General features: G+C 66.3%; 19 protein-coding genes. 14 read left to right on the plus strand and 5 right to left on the minus strand.

Annotated elements, in window-relative coordinates:
* Positions 1–91 precede the first annotated feature (91 nt).
* Positions 92–496, plus strand: coding sequence for a RidA family protein (locus ACO2Q9_RS19340; protein ID WP_423313786.1), 405 nt, complete (start codon positions 92–94; stop codon positions 494–496).
* A complete protein-coding gene (gene hpaE, locus ACO2Q9_RS19345) occupies positions 493–1,959 on the plus strand; it encodes a 5-carboxymethyl-2-hydroxymuconate semialdehyde dehydrogenase (RefSeq protein ID WP_423313788.1) in 1,467 nt (488 codons plus the stop codon). The genes ACO2Q9_RS19340 and hpaE overlap by 4 nt, the downstream gene beginning before the upstream one ends.
* Here hpaE and ACO2Q9_RS19350 read toward each other — a convergent pair.
* Positions 1,956–2,711, minus strand: coding sequence for a Crp/Fnr family transcriptional regulator (locus ACO2Q9_RS19350; protein WP_423313790.1), 756 nt, complete (start codon positions 2,709–2,711; stop codon positions 1,956–1,958). The two genes, hpaE and ACO2Q9_RS19350, sit on opposite strands and share 4 nt — an antisense overlap.
* Before the next feature lie 179 nt (positions 2,712–2,890).
* Here ACO2Q9_RS19350 and ACO2Q9_RS19355 point away from each other — a divergent pair, with 179 nt between their 5' ends.
* Positions 2,891–3,769 (plus strand): alpha/beta hydrolase, encoded by an 879-nt coding sequence (locus ACO2Q9_RS19355; RefSeq protein ID WP_423313791.1) that lies wholly within the window; start codon positions 2,891–2,893, stop codon positions 3,767–3,769.
* A gap of 4 nt (positions 3,770–3,773) precedes the next feature.
* Here ACO2Q9_RS19355 and ACO2Q9_RS19360 read toward each other — a convergent pair whose 3' ends face one another.
* The 3 genes from ACO2Q9_RS19360 to ACO2Q9_RS19370 all read right to left on the minus strand — a co-directional run bounded on the left by ACO2Q9_RS19360 (position 3,774) and on the right by ACO2Q9_RS19370 (position 6,844).
* Positions 3,774–4,796, minus strand: a complete 1,023-nt coding sequence (locus ACO2Q9_RS19360) for an alpha/beta hydrolase fold domain-containing protein (RefSeq protein WP_423313793.1) — start codon at positions 4,794–4,796, stop codon at positions 3,774–3,776.
* Entirely contained in the window at positions 4,793–5,809 is a 1,017-nt protein-coding gene (locus tag ACO2Q9_RS19365) for a Bug family tripartite tricarboxylate transporter substrate binding protein (RefSeq protein ID WP_423313794.1), read from the minus strand. Before ACO2Q9_RS19365 ends, ACO2Q9_RS19360 begins: the two co-directional genes overlap by 4 nt.
* A 114-nt stretch (positions 5,810–5,923) precedes the next feature.
* The gene (locus tag ACO2Q9_RS19370) at positions 5,924–6,844 is read right to left on the minus strand and encodes a LysR family transcriptional regulator (protein WP_423313796.1); all 921 of its coding nucleotides are present in this window, start codon (positions 6,842–6,844) and stop codon (positions 5,924–5,926) included.
* A gap of 147 nt (positions 6,845–6,991) precedes the next feature.
* On the opposite strand from ACO2Q9_RS19370, the gene ACO2Q9_RS19375 reads away from it, so the two are divergent.
* The 4 genes from ACO2Q9_RS19375 to ACO2Q9_RS19390 are packed head-to-tail and all read left to right on the plus strand — an operon-like array spanning position 6,992 to position 11,794.
* A complete protein-coding gene (locus tag ACO2Q9_RS19375) occupies positions 6,992–9,331 on the plus strand; it encodes a TonB-dependent hemoglobin/transferrin/lactoferrin family receptor (protein WP_423313798.1) in 2,340 nt (779 codons plus the stop codon).
* A gap of 47 nt (positions 9,332–9,378) precedes the next feature.
* The gene (locus ACO2Q9_RS19380; protein ID WP_423313800.1) at positions 9,379–9,924 is read left to right on the plus strand and encodes an EF-hand domain-containing protein; all 546 of its coding nucleotides are present in this window, start codon (positions 9,379–9,381) and stop codon (positions 9,922–9,924) included.
* Positions 9,925–9,937: 13 nt separating this feature from the next.
* Positions 9,938–10,471, plus strand: a complete 534-nt coding sequence (locus tag ACO2Q9_RS19385; protein ID WP_423313802.1) for a DUF2271 domain-containing protein — start codon at positions 9,938–9,940, stop codon at positions 10,469–10,471.
* Between the two features lie 57 nt (positions 10,472–10,528).
* Complete coding sequence (locus ACO2Q9_RS19390; protein ID WP_423313804.1) at positions 10,529–11,794, plus strand: NAD(P)/FAD-dependent oxidoreductase; 1,266 nt, start codon at positions 10,529–10,531, stop codon at positions 11,792–11,794.
* A gap of 44 nt (positions 11,795–11,838) precedes the next feature.
* Here ACO2Q9_RS19390 and rutR read toward each other — a convergent pair whose 3' ends face one another.
* On the minus strand, positions 11,839–12,504 hold the full coding sequence (gene rutR, locus ACO2Q9_RS19395; protein WP_423313806.1) for an HTH-type transcriptional regulator RutR: 666 nt from the start codon (positions 12,502–12,504) through the stop codon (positions 11,839–11,841).
* Positions 12,505–12,631: 127 nt separating this feature from the next.
* On the opposite strand from rutR, the gene ACO2Q9_RS19400 reads away from it, so the two are divergent.
* From ACO2Q9_RS19400 to ACO2Q9_RS19430, 7 genes are read left to right on the plus strand one after another with little or no spacing between them, the layout of a single operon-like run.
* Positions 12,632–13,636 (plus strand): isopenicillin N synthase family dioxygenase, encoded by a 1,005-nt coding sequence (locus tag ACO2Q9_RS19400; RefSeq protein WP_423313808.1) that lies wholly within the window; start codon positions 12,632–12,634, stop codon positions 13,634–13,636.
* A gap of 13 nt (positions 13,637–13,649) precedes the next feature.
* Complete coding sequence (locus ACO2Q9_RS19405; protein ID WP_423313810.1) at positions 13,650–14,036, plus strand: VOC family protein; 387 nt, start codon at positions 13,650–13,652, stop codon at positions 14,034–14,036.
* Positions 14,036–15,556 carry an NAD(P)-binding domain-containing protein gene (locus ACO2Q9_RS19410; protein WP_423313812.1) on the plus strand — a complete coding sequence of 507 codons (1,521 nt, stop codon included), beginning with the start codon at positions 14,036–14,038 and terminating at the stop codon, positions 15,554–15,556. The genes ACO2Q9_RS19405 and ACO2Q9_RS19410 overlap by 1 nt, the downstream gene beginning before the upstream one ends.
* Complete coding sequence (locus ACO2Q9_RS19415) at positions 15,556–16,134, plus strand: ureidoglycolate lyase (protein WP_423313814.1); 579 nt, start codon at positions 15,556–15,558, stop codon at positions 16,132–16,134. The genes ACO2Q9_RS19410 and ACO2Q9_RS19415 overlap by 1 nt, the downstream gene beginning before the upstream one ends.
* A 41-nt stretch (positions 16,135–16,175) precedes the next feature.
* Complete coding sequence (locus ACO2Q9_RS19420) at positions 16,176–17,267, plus strand: BMP family ABC transporter substrate-binding protein (protein WP_423313816.1); 1,092 nt, start codon at positions 16,176–16,178, stop codon at positions 17,265–17,267.
* 10 nt (positions 17,268–17,277) lie between these two features.
* Positions 17,278–18,810 (plus strand): ABC transporter ATP-binding protein, encoded by a 1,533-nt coding sequence (locus ACO2Q9_RS19425; RefSeq protein ID WP_423313818.1) that lies wholly within the window; start codon positions 17,278–17,280, stop codon positions 18,808–18,810.
* The gene (locus tag ACO2Q9_RS19430; RefSeq protein ID WP_423313820.1) at positions 18,803–19,903 is read left to right on the plus strand and encodes an ABC transporter permease; all 1,101 of its coding nucleotides are present in this window, start codon (positions 18,803–18,805) and stop codon (positions 19,901–19,903) included. Before ACO2Q9_RS19425 ends, ACO2Q9_RS19430 begins: the two co-directional genes overlap by 8 nt.
* Position 19,904 lies beyond the last annotated feature (1 nt).

A 19,904-nucleotide genomic window follows, 5' to 3' on the forward strand; every position in this document is an offset into this window, starting at 1 on the left:
ACATCGAGACCGGCGCCATCATGGAGCCGCAGCCGGCGCTGATGCAATCCGTTCCCAAATACGTGCTCGATTGAGAGCACGGCAGTCACACATGAAACGCAAGATCATCATTCCCCCCACGGGCCTGCTGCCGCATCGCCCTTATTCACCTGGCGTGCTGGCGGGCCGCCTCCTCTTCGTTTCGGGGCACACGGGCTCCGATCCGGTCACGCGCGAAATTGCCAAGGGCGCCGAAGCGCAGGCACAGCAGGCCTTCGAGAACATCCGCGCTGTGATCGAGACTGCCGGTGGCACCATGGCCGACGTGACCAAGGTCAATGTGTTCATGCTCGACATGCCCAGCGACTTTGAAGCCATGAACGCCGTGTTCCGCAAGGTCTTCCCGAACAACCCGCCGGCCCGCACGACGGTGGGCGTCTCGCATCTGGCGCGCGCAGGGCTGCACCTGGAGATCGAGGTCACCGCCGTGCTGGACGACGATGCGGGGCATCCATGATCAAGCATCTCATTGATGGGCACGCGGTCGGAAGTGCCGCTGCCTTCGAAAATTCAAACCCCGCTACCGGGGAAGTTCTCGCCGAAGTTGCCGCGGGCGGCGACGCCGAGATTCATGCCGCTGTTGCAGCAGCAAAGAGCGCATTCCCCAAATGGGCGGGACTTCCGGCGCGCGAGCGTGCGCGCATCATGCGCAAACTGGGCGACCTGATTGCACAGCATGTACCCGCCCTTTCATTGATGGAGACCGACGACACCGGTCTGCCGCTGCATCAGACACGCCAGACACTGATCCCGCGCGCGGCCGACAACTTCCACTTCTTCGCCGAAGTGGCCACCCGCATGGACGGCAAGACCTACCCGGTCGATCGCACCATGCTCAACTACACGTTGATGCAGCCCGTCGGTGTGTGCGGCCTCATCTCCCCGTGGAATGTGCCTTTCATGACCGCGACGTGGAAGGTGGCGCCATGCCTCGCCCTCGGCAATACGGCAGTGCTCAAGATGTCCGAGCTCTCACCGATGACTGCTGACATGCTTGGACGCCTCGCGCTTGAGGCCGGCGTGCCGGCGGGTGTGCTCAACGTCGTCCACGGCTATGGCCGCGATGCGGGCGAGGCGCTGGTGCGGCATCCGGATGTACGCACCATATCGTTCACCGGCGGTACGACCACGGGCAAGCGCATTACGAGCGTGGCTGGCCTCAAGCGGCTTTCGCTGGAGCTTGGCGGCAAATCTCCGGTGCTGGTTTTCGAAGACGCCGATCTCGAACGGGCGCTCGACGCCGCGCTCTTCACGATCTTCTCGATCAACGGTGAGCGTTGCACGGCCGGCTCGCGTATTTTTATCCAGGCCTCGGTGTACGACCGCTTCGCGAGGGAATTTGCCGAGCGTGCAAGCCGACTCGTCGTCGGTGACCCGCGTAGCGAAACCACCAACGTCGGCTCCATGATCTCGCGTGCGCATTGGGAAAAAGTGACTGGTTACATCGACATCGGCACGAGCGAGGGCGCCACTGCCGCAGCTGGCGGAACGGGGCGCCCAGAAGATCTGCCTGTGCATCTGCGAAATGGCAACTTTTTGCGGCCGACTGTCCTGACTGGCGTGCACAACCGTATGCGTGTCGCGCAGGAGGAAATTTTCGGTCCCGTGGTGTGCCTGATTCCGTTCGAGGACGAGGACGAAGGACTGAGGCTCGCCAATGATGTGAAGTACGGCCTTGCGTCCTACATCTGGACGCAGGACATTGGCAAGGCGCACCGCCTTGCCGCAGGGATCGAGGCCGGCATGGTATTCGTCAACAGCCAGAACGTGCGGGACTTACGCCAGCCCTTTGGCGGCATCAAGGAGTCGGGCATCGGACGCGAAGGTGGCGACTTCAGTTTCGAAGCGTTCTGTGAAGTCAAGAATGTCTGCGTGTCGTATGGCAATCACCCCATTCCGAAGTGGGGCCTGCCAGCCTAGTGGCGCGTTGGCGAAGGCGCTGACGTGGCGGCCTTCGTGTTCCTGGAGACAGGGTCGGGCGAGGAGCGGCGCAGCAGGATCGTGCGCCCGACAAGGTCAATGCTGCCGGCCCGCTTGAGCTTCTGCAGCGTACGCGTGACGGTCACACGTGAAAGATTGGTCATGTTGCCGATCTGCTCGTGTGTCAGGTGCACGCGAACGTGGTCATTGAAAGTGCTGACTTCTTCCGAGTGTGTCTGTGCCATCTGCTCCAGGAAACGCAGGATGCGCTGGTCCGGTGCTTCGTATACGGCCTGGTGCAGCCTGTCCACTGCCAGCCGTTGCTTGAGACTCAAAACGTAGAGAAGAGACATCGCAAATCTCGGATTCTGCGAGATGTACTCCTCCATGTGCGCCACGTTGAGCTGCAGGAGATCCGCCGACTCGATCACGCGGGCGGCCGAGTACCGCGGCAAAGCGGTGAGCGCTGCCGCTTCGCCGATGACGCTGCCCGGGCCCATGATGTTGAACATCGACTCGTGCCCGTTGTCGCTCAGGTTGAAGACATGCACCTTTCCCGACAGGAGGATGTAGAACCGCCGGTCGATCTCGCCTTGAGTAAACAGGAACTGTCCTGCGGCGTAATGGACCTTCTCGCCAATGCCCGCCTGCAACATGTACGCGACGTATTCGCCTCGCGGTATCCACGTCTCGGAGGTCGCGTTGCGACCGGCTGGCGCTGCAGCGGCATCGAATCCTGGTGAACAGCTCATGGCTTGACTCCGTTGGCTGATGAAGGTCTGTGAATCATGCAAGTGGCATACCAGATGCGCCAAGGTGATGATATGGAAGTGGTGCGCGCTCGGACATCGGTGCAGACACTATGTATGGTGCGACCATCAATGTATCCGGCGATACAGCGCGCAACCTGCCTGGCGGCTACGGTGCCAGCATGACCCTCTATCGTGAATTCACGACCCAGGCGCAATTGGATGCGCAATACGACCCTTCCAGCCAGGTGGCCGACCCCGCCGCCATGCTGGCCAGACGTCAGGCAGCAGCTGCACATGCGCGCGCGACACTGGATTGCGACTTGTCCGTGCGCTACGGCGAACTGCCCCCCGAGACGCTGGACGTTTTCCCTGCGGCGCAGCCTGGCTCGCCCGTTGTTGTTTTCATCCACGGCGGTTACTGGTCAACGCCGTTTCTTGTGAAGGAGCTCTACTCGTGGGTTGCGATGGGTCTTCATGCGCGTGGCTTCACCACTGTTGTGCTGGACTATGGTGTTTGCCCGGACTACTCCGTTGCCGAACTCACCGCGCAATGCCGTCGAGCGGTTGCGTGGCTGTATCGCAATGCTGAACGGTACAACGGGTCGAATGACAAGATTTATGTCACCGGCCATTCGGCTGGCGGGCACTTGAGTGCTCGTGTCGCTCAGACGGACTGGACGCTGGACTTCGCGCTTCCGATGGATGTCGTGAAGGGCGCGTGTCCGATCAGTGGGCTGTTCGATCTGAGGCCGTTTCCGTACACATGGCTTCAGCCGAAGCTGCGACTGACGCCTGAGATGGCCTTCGACGAAAGCCCCCTGCTGGTGACGCGGAGGCCTCTCGCACCCATGCTCATTGCATGGGGTGCCGACGAGACATCTGAATTCGCGCGGCAGGCCCAAGCGTGGAAAGACTGTTGCGAAGCAAACGAAACGCTGGCCGAGCTGCTGCCTTTGCCTGGCGCATTGCACAACTCGGCTATCGACGGCTTCGCGAGCGCCGACAGCCTTTTATGTGAATCGATCGCCAGCCACATGCGGGTGTGCCTGCCGGGCTGAGCACTCAGTCCGGTGTGAACTTGTGCTGGGCACGCCGCGGCTTCATTTCGTCGGGGCCATGATCCCGGCGATATCCCACGACGCTTTCGCGGCAATTGCCGAAGGAGCGCTGCAGTGCACGTGCAAAACCCTTCATCTCTTGCATCGCCGCATTGCTTTGCATCACGAATCTTGCGAACCCGTGCGGCATGGCAGGTGCGCAGCGCAGGGTCACGTTGATGCCGGAGGCTGACATGATTCCTGCCAGTGCCTGGGCCTCGTCGCGCAACGGATCGAGCTCTGCGCTGAGGATGTGCGTGGGCGGCAGGCCGTGCCAGTTGCGGATCTGCAGCAGGTCGAAATGCGGGTCGGTGTTGGCGCGGCCCTGCACGCCACCGAACCACTCCCAATACTGCAGCAGGTTCCCGCGCGACAGGCCTGCGGACTGTGCGTGCTCGTGATGGCTCGGAAACTCTGCATTCGGCGAAGCCGCGGGGTAGATGAGCCCGAGCCACGCGAGGCCCGACGCCTGGCCATGCAGCGTTGCGCGCAATGCAGCCGCCGCCGCCAGATGCGCGCCCGCGCTGTCGCCCAGCAGCAGCACCGGGCGTTTCTGTGCGAGCGCCCAGTACAAGGCGGTCTCCGCATCTTCGAGCGCGGCAGGGTGCGCATGCTCGGGGCTTAGCCGATAGTCGACGGCTGCGAGTTCCACACCGGCCTGGTGTGCCAGCCAGCCGCACAGCGCGTCGTGCGACGCGATGCCGCCCGCGCTCCAGCCGCCGCCGTGCAGGTATAGCGCGAGCGGCGATACGGGTTGCGCGGGCGTGTACAGGCGCAGCGCGACTCGGTGCCCCTGCTTTGCGTCGAGATGGAAATCGCGCCGCACCGTGTCGGGCGCGGCGGGCGCGCCGGCCAGTTCCGCAATGCGGTCGTACCGCTCGCGCCGGCGGGCGAGATCGGTGACCGACGGGCCGAGCTGTGCGTGCGCGAGCTGGAAGAACCTCGCGAGGTCGGGGTCGAGGCTGACCTGGTTCGTCCTGGCGTTCATTCCGGCTTGATGTTCCGTTCCTTCACCGTACGGGCCCACTTGCGATGGTCGCTCGCGACGATCTCGCCGAACTTCTCGCGGCTGTTGCCCACCGGCGTGACGCCGATCTTCGTGAAGCCGTCGGCCACTTCGGGCATCTGCATCACCTTGCTGATGCTGGCGCTCAGCTTGTCGAGGATGGCGGGCGGCGTGCGCGCGGGCGCGAAGAAGCCGAACCAGTTCATCACCTCGAAGCCCGGCACACCGAGTTCGGCGACGGTGGGCACATCGGGCAGCGCGGGGTTGCGCTGCAGCGAGGTTACGGCCAGCGGCTTGACGCGGCCGTCCTTGATGAGTGGCATGGCCGACGACGGGTTGTCGAAGATGCCCGTCACCTGGCCGCCGAAGAAGTCGCTCATCCAGCTGGAGCCGCCGCGATACGGCACGTGCTGGCTCTGCAGGCCGGCCATCGACACCAGCAACTCATGCGCCATGTGCGGCATGGTGCCGATGCCGCCGGAGGCGACGAAGTACTTGCCCGGGTCTTTCTTGGTGAGCGCGATGAATTCACGCATGTCCTTCGCGGGGAAGTCCGGCTTCACCAGAAACACGGTGGGGTTGGCGATGGCCTGCGACACGGGCGTCAGGTCTTTCATCGGGTCGAAGGTGAGCTTGTCGAACAGCGGGCCCATCACGGTGAGGATCGGGCCGGTGTAGAGCAGCGTGTAGCCGTCCGCTTCGGAGCGGCCGACGAAGTCGGTGCCGATCTGCGTGTTGGCGCCGGCCTTGTTCTCCACGACGAACTGCTGGCCGAGCAGGGTGCTGAGGTGGCGGCAGACCACGCGCACCGAGCTGTCGGAAATGTTGCCCGGCGCATAGGGCACGATCACGCGCACCGGCCTTGCGGGCCAGGCCTGGGCGGCGTCCTGTGCCTGTGCGGCCAGGGGTGCGAGTGACGCGAAGGGCGCTGCGCAGAGCGCGGCGGCTGCGCCGAGCAGTTGCCTGCGCTGCATGTGGGGCGTGCTGTCGTTCATGGTTTGTCTCCGGGTTTCTTGTACGAATGCCCGCAGTCTTGCGTGGAGCCGCCAGCCCGTCCAATGAATCATTGGAGCTGCCGATTCCTGACAGGAATATCTGCGGGTGCCGGCTCAGGGTCGAAGCGCGTCCGCCACGACAGCCTGTTCGATCAGCCAGGCAGCCAGTGCGTCGAGCGCCGCGTGGCGCGGTTGCCCTTTGGGCAGCAGGAGGTAGAACCCGTGCCGTGCCGTCACCATCGAGCCGATGGTGACCAGCTGTCCGCTTTCGAGCTCGTTGGCGATGAGGAACGGCGGCACCATCGCGAGCCCCCGGCCCGCGACGGCGGAGGGGATCAGCACCGAGTACTGCTCGAAGCTGATGCGCTCGGCGCGCACCGACACGAAGCCCAGGGCTTCGAGGGATTCGTCCCACAGCGATGGCCGCAGCACATGGCTGAGCAGCGGCACTGCCTCGAGCAGGCGGCGATGGATGCGCCGCACATCGATGCCCCTGGCACGCAGCGTGTCGCGCAGCGAAGGCGATATCGCGAAGCAGAAATGCCGCCCCACCAGATAGCGCGACTGCCAGCCCTGGAAGCGCCCTGTCCCGGGACGGATCTCGGCATATGCCGCGGCGGTCTGGCCCTGTGCATCCGGCAGTCGCGGCACGAGCTTCACGTGGATATCGGGATGTCGCGCTTCGAAGTCAGCGAGCAGCGGGATCAGCCAGCGCTGCGCCACGGCGGGCGCGAGGCCGAGCCGCACTTCAGTGGCCGGGCCGGCAGAGGAGGCGATGCGCCCGGCCGCTTCGTCGAGCAATTGCAGCGCGCGTTGCACCGAGCGGTGATAGCGCCGCGCGTCGGGCGTGAGTGTCATGCCTCGACCGGTGCGCTCGAACAGCACCGTGCCCAGCATCTCCTCCAGCGCCTGGATGTGCTTGGTCACCGCGCTCTGCGTGAGACTGGCCTGCTCGGCTGCGCGTGACACGCTGCCGCTGCCTGCGACGAGCAGGAAGACCCGCAGGGTCTGCAGCGAATGGCGTGTGCGCTTCATGCGGGCAGTCTAGCGCCGCAGGAATGAGTGATCTAAATGAGAATCTTTACTATTTGGCGCAAAAGGCATACAGTCGCGCCTCGGTAGCTAGATGTTTTCCGTGTTTGCGGGTCAGTCCAGCCAGAGACCCTCATCCACCGAGAGCATATGAATCAGCTGAGCCTTCGACAGGCTGGCCGCGCCATGGGCGTCATCGCCCTGGCCGTGCAGGCCGTCCTTCTTGCAGCACCCGTCGCCGCGCAGACCGCACCGGCCGGGACCACCACCACCGACGCGCAGCGCGTGTTGCCCGAAGTCCTGGTGACGGCGGATGCGATTCCCGCTGAAGCGGGCGCGCAGACCACACTCACGCAGGAAGACATCGAGAAAACCGGTGCCACCGGCATGGGCGACGTGATCCGTTATCAACCGCTCGTCGAAGCGCCGGGCACGGTGCAGGGCGCAACCCGCGGGGCAAGCCGCTACGACCGCAGCGGCACCACGGGCTACAACATCCGCGGCATCGAGGGCAACCGCATCGGCCTCGATGTGGACGGCATCGAGATGCCCGACGCGATAAGCCGCGCGCCGCTGACGGCGCGTTCGGAAGATGGCACGTTCGGCATGGGCCGCGACTTCATCGACCCCGACAGCTATTCGGCGGTCGAGATCCAGTCCGGCACGACCACGTCGCAGCGCACGGCCGGCGGCATCGGCGGTGCGGTGAGCTTCCGCACCAAGTCGCCGGAAGACTACGTCAACATCAACAAGCCCTTCTACGCGGGCGCGCGCCTGGGCTACAGCAGCGCCAACCGCGCCTGGACCAAGGGCGTGACGGCGGCTGCGCTGACGGGCGACGTCGGCCTGCTGATCAACTACGTGCGCCGCGACGGTGAAGCCACGCGCAACAACTCGTCCGTCGAAAGCTATCCGGAAGACTGGCATTCCGACGCGCTGCTGCTCAAGAGCACCTGGCGTGCGTCGATGGAGCACAAGTTCGAATTCACCGCCGACCTCTACCGCAAACAGGACGATTCGGAATTCGCGGCCTGGAACACGACGGCGACGGCCATCACCGGCCGCTCGGTGCAGGACGCCACCACCAGCCGCGACACGCTGTCGGTCGGTCACATCTGGACGCCAGCCGGCGGTGGCTTCATCGACTCGCTCGCCACGCGTGTGTTCCATCAGGAAACGTCGATGGACGACACGACCCGCACGCTGACCATCGCCACCAACACGTCGGTGACGGAGACCTCGCAGAACTTCACGCGCCAGACCGGTTTCTCGACCGTGGCGAGCAAGCGCCTGGACAACCACGGCCTCAAGTTCGGCATGAACTACTCGCAGACCAACAACGAGCATCCGTTCTGGTCGACGGCCGCGTTCGCAGCAGGCCAGCCTTTCCCCAATACCGAGACCAAGCGCACCGGCCTCTTCATCGAGGACCACATCGGCTTCAAGGTCGGCGGCAAGTCGCTCACCGTCGTGCCGGGCCTGCGCGTGGACAAGATCGACCCGAGCATCTCGGCGGCCGGCTTCAACAGCACCGCGATCACGCCGGCGCAGCTCGAGCAGATGTACGGCAGCGCGCCGTCCAACACCATCGTGAGCCCGAGCCTGAGCCTGGTCTATGAAATCCAGCCGCGCCTCAATGCCTATGCGCAATGGAAGCGCAGCGGCCGCGCGCCGACCAACAGCGAAATCTTCGGCTACTGGAACTCCGGTGGCGGCACCTATGCGCTGGTGGGCAACCGCAACCTCGACAAGGAAACCAGCGATGCGTTCGACGTCGGCCTCAAGGGCACGCCGACGCAGGGCGTGACGTTCTCCGGCTCGGTGTTCTACACGCGCTACAAGGACTTCATTTCCTACACGCGCTACACGCGCGCGGCCAATCCCGAGCTGTTTGTCGACATCCAGCCGACGCTCACCGTGCTCTACCAGGCCAACAACCGCGACGAAGCCAACATCTACGGCACCGAAGTCAGCGCGCGCCTGGACCACGGCGTGTGGACACCGGCTGCACGCGGCATCTACAGCACCTGGGCCTTCGGGTATTCCAAAGGCACGTCCAAGTCCAACTACCCGGGCGACAAGGAAGTCGACCTGGACACCGTCCAGCCTGCCAAGGCCATCGTGGGTGTCGGCTACGACGCGCCGGAAAAAGCCTGGGGCGTCAACTTCATCGGCACGTTCGTGAAGGGCAAGCAGGCCGTCGCCACCAACCGGCAGTCGTTCAGCAACAACCCCGGCGTCGAACTGACCGATTCCACCGTGCAGCTCTACCGCGTGCCCGGATGGGCGCGCTTCGACCTCACGGGCTACTACCGCGTGAACAGGAACACGCGCCTGTCGGTCGGCATCTTCAACCTGTTCGACAGGCAGTACTGGAACTACAGCAACACGCGCAACCTGCAGCCGGCCAACGCCCAGGACCGCCGGCAGATCGCGCTGTCCACGGCGCCGGGCCGCACCTTCGCCATCAACCTGAACGTGGACTTCTGATCACGCATGTCCTTCAACCACTTCCACAACCCAACGGAGAACTCACCATGAAAAACACCATCCCTTTCACCCGGACCTTCCCCCGGGCGGCTGCGGCCGTCGGCGTGGCCGTCCTGCTGTCTGCCTGCGCGGGCACCACCACCTCGCCCGCCACATCTGCGGCGCCTGCCGCGGGTCCGGCACGTCCTGCAGGCGGTCATGGCCTCGACGCTTTCTTCGGCAGCTACGACGCCAACCGTGACGGCATCGTCACCCGCGCGGAATACGACGCCATCCGCCTGCAACGCTTCCGTGCGGCAGACACCAACGGCGACGGCTGGGTGAGCGAAGCCGAGTACGTGGCCGAGTTCGAAGACCGTCTCAAGCGCCAGTACTTCGACCAGGGCCGCCAGCCCGACAAGGCCTACGAAAACTCGATCAAGCAGGCGCACGTGCGCTTCGCCATCGTCAACCGCGCGCGCGACGGCAAGTTCACGCTCGCCGAAGACCGGGACATCGCCGACAAGACCTTCAAGGGCGCGGACACCAACAACGACGGCAAGGTATCGAAGGAAGACCCGCCGCGCCAGCCGGCCGCACGCGATGCCAACTGAGTCGCCGGCACCGATGAAGACGTCTGCACGCCCGCAGGTCCGCTGGTTCGCAGCGGCTGCGGTGGTGTGTGCCAGTGTGCCGGCTGTCGCTGCCGGCCTCACGGTGCAGGTGACGCTGCCCGGCTTCACCACCGCCAACGCCTACCGGCCCTACCTGGCCGCGTGGGTGGAGCAGGCGGCCGACAACACCCCGGTCGGCACGCTGGCGGTCTGGTATGACGTCAAGCTCCGCGACGGCCTGGGCAAGAGCTGGCTGCGCCAGTTGCGCACCTGGTGGCGCGGCCCGGGCGCGCAGCTCGCACTGCCGATGGATGGCGTCAGTGGCGCGACGCGGCCCGCAGGCGTGCACACCCTGCACTTCGCGGGCACGGCACCGGCGATCGCGGCGCTGCCCGCAGGCCGTTACCTGCTCGCCGTGGAAGTGGTGCGCGAGCGCGGCGACCGCGAGCTGCTGCGCGTGCCCTTCGAATGGGGCGGGGAAACGAACGCCGCACAGGCCGAGGGCTCGAAGGAGTTGGGCAAGGTGTTGGTCACCGTCGGCGGATGAGGCGGCGCAAGGGGGAATAATCGGCGGAGATTCATTCAAAACGCCTAAAGTCCCCCAATGCCCCAGCCTTCCGCCGTTGCGTCCACCAAGACCATCCTCGTCCTCGGTGCCGGCATGGTCGGCACCTGCACCGCGCTGCATCTTGCGCAGCGCGGGCATCAGGTGGTGCTGGTCGACCGGCGCAGCCCGGGCGAGGAAACCTCATACGGCAACGCCGGCATCATCCAGCGCGAGGCGGTCGAACCCTATCCGTTTCCGCGTGACATCGCGCGCGTTCTGCGCGTCGCGTTCAAGCGGGGCATCGACACGAACTGGCACCTGTCGGCCATGCCGGTCATCGGGCCCAGGCTGGCGCGCTACTGGTACAACTCCAGCCCCGCGCGCTACCCGGGCCATGCGAAGGCCTACGGCAACCTCGTTGCGCAGTCGATCTCCGAACACGCGCCGCTGATCGAAGCGGCCGGTGCCGGCGACCTTGTGCGGCGCGATGGCTACCTCTGGATCTACCGCGAGCAGGCCAGCATGGACAAAGCCATGGCCAACGCCGCGCGCATCGCCGGTGCGAACGGCCTGCGCTACCAGGTGCTCGGGCCGGACGCGCTCGCAACTGCCGAGCCGTCGCTGCGCCGGCGGCTGCCCGGTGCCATCGAATGGCTCGACCCGTGGAGCGTGACCGACCCGGGCGAACTCGTCGCGCGCTATGCGGCGCTGTTCGTGAAACTCGGCGGACGCATCGTCAGCGGGGATGCACTGACGTTGAAGCAGGCATCGTCCGGTTGGTCGGTGCAGACCGATGACGGCGCCGTGGCGGCGGAGCATGTGGTCGTCGCGCTCGGGCCGTGGGCCGATACGCTGATCAGGCCGCTCGGCTACACGCTGCCGCTCTTCGTCAAGCGCGGCTACCACCGCCACTACACCGGCGGCACGGGCCCCGCCCGCGCGCTGCTTGATGCCGACCGCGGCCTTGTCATCGCGCCGATGAAGCGCGGCGTGCGCATCACCACGGGCGCCGAATTCGCGCTGCGCGACGCGCCTTCCACGCCCTGGCAGATGGACGGCGCAGAAGCCGCCGCGCGCGAACTGGTGGACTTGCCCACGCCGGTCGAGGCGCAACCCTGGCGCGGTGCGCGGCCCTGCGTGGCCGACATGGTGCCCGTGGTCGGCGCAGCGCCGAAACATGCAGGCCTGTGGTTCAACTTCGGCCACGCGCATCAAGGCTTCACCATGGGCCCGGCCAGCGGCAGGCTGCTGGCGGAGCTCATCGATGGCGATGCGCCGATGGTCGACCCGGCGCCGTATTCACCGGCGCGGTTCGGCGGCTGAAGAACAGGCTCGCGCGAAGGGGCGGCGCGAAGTTGGCGGCGCGCTCAGCGTGCCGAGATGCCTTCCAGCACCAGATGCTGCACGTTCCTCACCGTCTGCTCGAAGAACTCCGGGTCTTCCAGCGTGCGGCCCGCGACGGCCTGCACCTGCACCGCGAAGTCGGCGTAGTGCTGGGTGATGGCCCACAGCGCGAAGATCAGGTGGTGCGGGTCGATGGGCGAGAGCCGGCCCGAGTCCACCCATGCGCGGATCACCTGGTATTTGGCATCGACGAGTTCGCGCAGTTCGCGGTCGAGCTCGTCGCGCAGCAGCGGCGCGCCCTGGATCATCTCCAGGCAGAACAGGCGTGAGGCGTCGGGCCGGTCGCGCGAGATGACCAGCTTGCGACGGATGTAGTCGCCGATGGCCTGCCGCGGGTCCTGGTCGGCACTGAAGGTGCGCAGCGGTTCCAGCCACACATCCAGCAGGTCGCGCAGCACCGAGACGTAGAGCTCTTCCTTGTTGGCGAAGTAATACAGCAGGTTGCTCTTGGACACGGCCGCCCGGGCGGCGACCTGGTCCACGCTGGTGCCGTGCAGGCCGAAACGCGAGAACAGGCCGAGGGCGGCCCGCAGGATGACGGCGCGCTTGTCTTCCATGCGGCGGATGCGCCGCCCTGGTGCGGCAGGGGGTTTGGCGGGGGCGGCAGTGTCGCGGGCGGTTCTGGGCATGGGATGGCCTTGCAGGAGTCGTACCCGGTGCAGGCATGCACCATGCTGACGCGGAAAACCGGGTTTGTCCATTTGGTCCGAATGGCATGGTTGTTGCATCGACCCCGCGATTGCCGGGAACCCCCTCATGACCATGCTCACCGTACCCATCATCGACCTGGCGCCGTATTTCGGCGGCACGCCCGAAGGCAAGGCTGCCGTGGCCGCGAAGCTCGACGAAGCCTGCCGCAGCATCGGCTTCCTCGTCATCACCAACCACGGCATCGACCCGGGGCTGATCCGCCGCGTGTCGGATGTCTCGCGCCAGTTCTTCGACTTGCCGCTCGCCGACAAGCGCAAGGTGGACCGTCCGCGCGACGACGCGGTGCGGGGTTACAGCGCGGTCGGCGAGGAAGGCCTGTCCTACAGCCTGGAAGAAGCCACGCCCGGCGACCTGAAGGAATCGTTCTCCATCGGCCCCTCCGGCGTGCCCGACGACGAGTACCACCGCGGGCCCAAGGCGGGTGCCCACTTCGAGCCGAATGTCTTCCCGCAGGGCATCCCCGGCTTCGAGGCCGCGTATACGGAATACTTCAGCGCGATGAGCGACCTGTCGCAGTCGCTGATGCGCATCTTTGCCCTGGCGCTCGAGCTGCCCGAGACGTTCTTCGACGACAAGATCAACGAGCACATCAGCATGTTCCGCGTGCTGAGCTATCCGCCGCAGAAGGAAGAGCCGCTGCCCGGCCAGCTGCGCGCCGGCGCGCACAGCGACTACGGCAGCCTCACCATCGTGCTGCCCGACGACAAGGGCCTGCAGGTCTTCAACAAGGCCGGCCAGTGGGTGGACGTGCCGCACGTCGAGGGCGGCCTCGTCGTCAACATCGCCGACCTGATGATGCAGTGGACCAACGACCAGTGGGTGTCCACGCTGCACCGCGTGGTCAACCCGCCGCGCGACCCGTCGCAGAACAAGCGCCGACAGTCGCTGGTGTTCTTCCACCAGCCCAACTACGACGCGATGGTCGAGTGCCTGCCCAGCTGCCTCGCGCCGGGCGAGAAGCCGAAGTACGCGCCCATCTCTTCGGGCGATCACCTGACCTCGAAGTTCGTCAAGCAGACGACCTTCGGCGGCACCAAGGCCGAAGCCTGAAAGCCGCGGACCCATGGCCCATCTCTCCTATGTCAACGTGTTCGCGAAGGACGTGGTCGCCCTGAGCGGCTTCTACCAGCGCGTGTTCGGCTTCCCCGAGATCGAGGCGATCCGCTCGCCGATCTTCCGCGGTCTGGACACGGGCAAATCGAGCCTCGGCTTCAACGCGCTGGACGCGTACGACCTGCTCAAGCTCAGTGAGTTCTCCGACACGAAGGGCGTGAAGTTCCTGCTCAACATCGATGTGGACAGCCAGGCCGACGTGGACCGCATGGTGCCCGTCGCGCTCGAATCTGGCGCCACGCTGATCAAGGAACCGTACGTCACGTACTACAACTGGTACCAGGCGGTGCTGCTCGACCCCGAGGGCAACGTGTTCCGCATCAACTACATGATGTGATGCCGACCCCGAGCGCCATGTCCGTGCCCATGCCCATGCCCTTGCCGGATGCCGATGCCGCAGTGCAGGCCCTGGCGGCGCAGGCGCGCGCGGAACTGGCGCTGCTCGCTTACCCGGACAAGGCCTGGGTGCTGCCGCTGCATGGCGATGACGTGCTCGATGTCCTTGTCGTTGGTGGCGGTCAGTCGGGCCTCGGCATCTGCGCTTCCTTGCGCGCGAACGGCGTGACGCGTGTCGCCGCGCTCGACCGCGCGACCGAAGGCCAGGAGGGTGTGTGGGAAAGCTTCGCGCGCATGCCCGAGCTGCGAACACCCAAGCTGCTCAACGGCCTCGACCTCGGCCTGCCGTCGCTCAGCGTGCAGCGCTGGTACGCGGTGCGCTTCGGCGATGCAGCGTGGCAAGGCATCGACCGCATTCCACGCACGTTGTGGATGGACTACCTGCGCTGGTACCGTGATGCCTTGCAACTGCCGGTGGAAAACGGCGTCGAGGTGACCGGCATCCGCCCGCAGGGCGATGGCGTGATCGCGGTCGAGACGCAGGCGCGCGGCGTTGCCGTCACCCGTCTGGCACGACTTGTTGTGCTGGCCACCGGCACCGACGGCGGCGGCGCATGGCGCGTGCCGTTCTTCGTGTCGGACGCGTTGCCGCGCGAACACTACAACCATTCGAGCGACGCCATCGACTTCGCAGCGTTCGAAGGCAAGCGCATCGGCGTGCTGGGCCACGGCGCATCCGCGTTCGACAACGCGGTGGCTGCGCTGGACGCCGGCGCACGTTCGGTGGACCTGTGCTTCCGGCGCGCGCGCCTGCCGCGCATCAACCCGCATCGCCACATCGAGACCGCCGGTCTCATGACGAACTACGCCCGCCTGTCGGATGCGACGCGCTGGCAGGTGGCGCACCACTTCCGCAGCGAAGACCAGCCGCCGCCGCGCGGCAGTTTCCGTCTTGCACTGTCATCGCCGGCATTCGCGCTGCATGCCGGCTGCGGCTGGCAGCAACTGCGCTGGACGGGCGACGACATCGCCGTCACCACGCCGAAGGGCGATCTGCATTTCGACCATGTCATCTGCGCCACGGGCCAGTCGTTCGACCTGTCCGCACGGCCCGAGATGAAAGCGCTCGCACCGGCCATCGCGCGCTGGAGCGATCGCTACACACCGCCCGATGCGCAAGCGAATTCGACGCTCGGCGCGCACCCGTATCTGGGCGAACACTACGAATTCACGCCGCGTGAAACTGGCCACGCGGACAGCGCCTGGGTCTCCCGCGTCTTCGCCTTCAACAGCGCAAGCTACGTGAGCCACGGCCCGCATTCCACGTCGATCAGCGGCCACAAACATGCGTTGCCGCGCCTCGTGCGCGGCCTCACGCAACGGCTGTTCCTCGACCAGGAGGGCGTGCTCGTGGACAACCTGCAGCGCCACGCCGAGCGCGAGCTCGACCTGCCGGACGATTTCGAACAACAACAGGCACTGCGGGCGGCTTCGCGCTTCGCGGCCATGGAGACAGCGTGATGAACCCAGTACCGAACCCCCCATCGGGCGCGCCGCCGGGCGCACTGCCGCAAGCGCCCGTTTTCGAGCGTGTCTTCGAAGGCGCGATGGTCAGCGACCTGCACATCGAGCCACTCACGCCCGAGGCCTTCGCGCCCTTCGGCACCGTGATGGCCGCGCTGGAAGACGGCGTGCCGTTCTCGACGAGCGACGCGCAGCTCGAACTCTCGCAGGGCATTCCGCGCTTCTATGTCATGCGCATCCCGGGGCGCGGCATGGAAGTGCGGCAGATCACGCGCCATGTGCATGTCACGCAGGCGCTGGCCTCCGTCGGCGGCTACGACTGGGTCATGGCCGTCGCGCCGCCCTACGACGTGGACGACCCCGAAGCCGAGCCCGCCCTCGAGGACATCCGCGCGTTCCGCATCCCCGGCAACGTCGCCGTCATGCTGCGCCGGGGCACGTGGCACGCCGGCCCGCTGTTCGAATCGCAAGATGCCAGCTTCTTCAATCTGGAGCTCGCCGACACCAACATCACCGACCACCACACCTGCAAGCTGACGCGGCGCTACGGCACCGTGCTGCGGCTGGTGGACTGATTTTTGCTCCTCCCCGTAATCCTGTCCTGAAAGGCCTTCACATGTTGCGCAAACTGTTCTCCATCACAGCGGTGAGCCTCGCGGCTGCAGCCGCCTCCACCACGCCCGCGATCGCGGCCGACGGCTTCACGCTGCCGGGCAAGCCGTCCATTGCGATGCTGTACTACGGCCCCAAGAACGACGGCGGCTGGACGCAGGCCTTCGACGAAGCCCGCGTGAAGATCGAGAAGGAGCTGGGCCTGAAGGTGCAGTTCGTCGAGAACATCACCGAAGACGCGTCGGTCATCAAGCCGGCGGCCGAGCGCTTCATCTCGCGTGGCGCGAACATCGTGATCGGCACGGCCTTCGGCCACTCCGACGCGTTCAAGGATCTCGCTGCCAAGTACCCCAAGGTCGCGTTCCTCAACGCATCGGGCACCACCAACGGCGCGAACCTCGAATCGTTCTACGGCCGCACCTATGAAAGCCAGTACCTCTGCGGCATGGCTGCGGGCGCAGCGTCCAAGAGCGGCAAGCTCGGCTTCGTCGCTGCCAACCCGTTCGGCGTCGTCAACTGGACCATCAACGCGTTTGCCCTCGGCGCGCAGAAGATGAATCCCAACGCCACCGTCAACGTGATCTACACGGGCACCTGGAACGACCCGGTGAAGGAGCGTGCAGCAGCATCCGCCCTCATCGACCAGGGCGCCGACGTGATCGGCCAGCACGTGGACTCGCCCACGCCGCAGATCGTCGCGCAGGAGCGCGGCGTGTACGGCACCGGCCACCACCGTGACCTGCGCCAGTTCGCGCCCAAGGCCACGCTGTGCTCGTCCGTCTGGGTGTGGGACAAGTTCCTCGTCACCGAACTGAAGAAGATCATCGCCGGCGGCTGGAAGCCGGAACCCTACGGCGCGTTCATCCCCATGAGCGCGGGCGGCACCGACATCGCCGGCTTCGGCCCGGGCGTTCCGGCCGACAAGGTCAAGGTCATCCAGGCCGAGCGCGACGCGCTGATGAAGGGCAAGCAGATCTACGCCGGCCCGCTGTCCGACCGCGAAGGCAAGCAACGCGTCGCCGCAGGCGCCGTGCTGTCCGACGCCGACCTGTGGAAGATGGACTGGTTCGTCAAGGGCGTGGTCACGCAGAAGTAAATCGCCTGCAGTGATCCAGACCCACGCCCTCGAGCTGCGGGACGTCCGCAAGAGTTTCGACGGATTCCTCGCGCTCGATGGCGCGCACTTCGCCGCACGTCACGGCGAAGTGCATGCCCTGCTGGGTGAGAACGGCGCCGGCAAGTCCTCGCTGATGAACATCGCCGCCGGCCTGTATGCGCCGGAGGCGGGCGAGTTGCTGGTCGACGACAACCCGGTGAGCTTCGCGGGCCCGCGTGATGCGGCCCGCCACCACATCGGCATGGTGCACCAGCATTTCAAGCTGGTGCGCCCCTTCACCGTGGCCGAGAACATCCTGCTCGGCCTGCCCACGCCCGCGGACGCGCCTTCCTATCGCAAGCGCCTCGCCGACGTGGAAGAAAAGATCCGCGCGCAGGCGGCGGAACTCGGCTTTGCGGTCGACCCGCGCCGCCGCATCGACACGCTCTCCATCGCCGAGCAGCAGCGCGTGGAAATCCTGAAGGTGCTGCTCGCGGGTGCGCGCATCCTCATCCTCGATGAACCCACGGCCGTGCTGACCGACCAGGAAGCGCAGCGTCTGCTCTCCACCGTGCGCGACCTGTCGCGGCGCGGTTCCACCGTCGTGCTGGTCACGCACAAGATGGCCGACGTGAAGACGTTCGCCGACCGCGTGACCGTGATGCGCGGCGGCCGCACCATGGCCACCGTCGATCCGGCGCAGACGCCGGTGCAGGAGCTCGTGCGCCTGACGGTGGGCGAGGCCGCGATGACCGCGCAGCAACGCCCGCAGAACACGCGCGGCGCGGCGCAACTCACCGTGCGCGATCTCGCGACGGTGTCGCCGGGCGCGTCCGGCGGGCACCGCGTGCTCGACGGCGTCAACCTCACCGTGCATGCGGGCGAGATCTACGGCATCGCGGGTGTCGGCGGCAACGGCCAGGCCGAACTCGCGGGCGCCATCATGGGCCTGCCCGGCGCGCTCGAAGGCGGGATTGCGCTCGAAGGATTCGGCGACCTGAAGTCCGCCACGCCGATGAAGCGGCGCGAGCTGCAGATGGCCACCATCCCGGCCGACCGCTACGGGCTCGCGCTCGCGGGCGGCCTGTCGATCGCCGACAACTTCGGCATCGGCCAGGTGCACTCGGGCCGCTACGGGCCGCTGGCCTGGCTGCGCCGCCGCAAGGTCGACGTCGAAGCCGGCAAGGCCGTGAAGGGCTTCGACGTGCAGGGCGTGCGCTCGATGTCGCAGAAAGCTGCGCTGCTTTCCGGTGGCAACGCGCAGAAGCTCGTGATCTCGCGCGAGTTCAGCAAGAGGCCCAAGCTCATCCTCGTGCACAGCCCGAGCCGCGGCCTCGATGTGCGCGCCAGCGCCGAGGTGCATGCGCGCCTGCTGGCCGCGCGGGCCGAAGGCGCTGCGGTGCTGCTCATCAGCGAAGACCTGGACGAAGTGCTGCAGCTGGCCGACCGCATCGGCGTGATGAACCGCGGGCGCATCGTCGCCGAATTCGAACAGCCGGCCGACCGGCAAGCCATTGGCCAGGCCATGACCGACCATGATTGACGCCGTCCTCAAGCCCGTGCAGCAACCGCTGCTCTCGCGCCGCTACACGCTGGAGATCCGCCAGCAGATGGCGTGGTACTGGCAGGCGCTGGTGCTCGCGCTGGCCATTGCCTGCGGCTTCCTCATCTCGGGAGCGATCCTCGTGGCGGCCGGTGTGCCGGCGGGCGAGCTGTTCCGGGAATTCGTGATCGCCACGCTGTTCGACGAGCAGAGCCTGCAAGGCGTGCTGTTCCAGGCCGCGCCGATGATCATGGTGGGCCTCGCGGCGTCCGTCGCGTTCCGCGCGCGCTTCTGGAACCTCGGCCTCGAAGGCCAGATGATCTGGGGCGCCATCGGCGCGACGGCCGTGTCCATCTTCCAGATCGGGCCGGAGGCGATGCGCCTGCCGCTGATGTTCGCGGTGGCCGCTGCGGCGGGCCTCGTGTGGGCGCTCGGGCCGTTGCTACTGAAAACCAGACTCGGCGTGAACGAGATCATCTCCACGCTGATGCTCAACTATGTGGCGGGCAACTTCCTGCTGCACCTGCTGTACGGTGTGTGGAAGGACCCGCAGAGCTCGTTCCCGCATTCGCCGCAGTTTCGCAGCTTCGAGCGCTTGCCCGAATTCCTCGGACCCTCCGGCGCGGCGGTGTCGCTGGCCCTTGTCGTGATGCTGCTGGTGTGGTGGTTCGTGAACCTGAGCCGGGGCGGTTTCTACCTGCGCTTCGTGTCGTCCAACCCGCGCATGGCGGGCGCGGTGGGTGTGCCCGTCACGCGCATGGTGATGGCGGCGGTGCTGACCTCTGGCGCGCTCGCAGGCATGGGCGGCTTCCTCGTTGCGGCGGGGCAGGAGGGGCGGCTGACGCAGGCCTTCTATCACGGCTATGGTTTCTCGGGCATCCTCATCGCGTTCCTGGCGCGCAACCATCCGATTGCCGCGACCATCGTCGCGCTGCTGGTGGCCACGCTCTTCATCGCCGGGCGCAGCCTGCAGGTCTTCTACCAGATCCCGTTCTCGATGGTGCAGCTCATCCAGGCCATCATCGTGATCTGCGTGGCCTCGTCCGACTTCTTCATCCGCCACCGGCTGCGCCGCGTGGCCCACGGCAGCTGAC

It is taken from the genome of Variovorax sp. VNK109, assembly GCF_049445855.1.
Lineage (GTDB): Bacteria > Pseudomonadota > Gammaproteobacteria > Burkholderiales > Burkholderiaceae_C > JAGOCV01.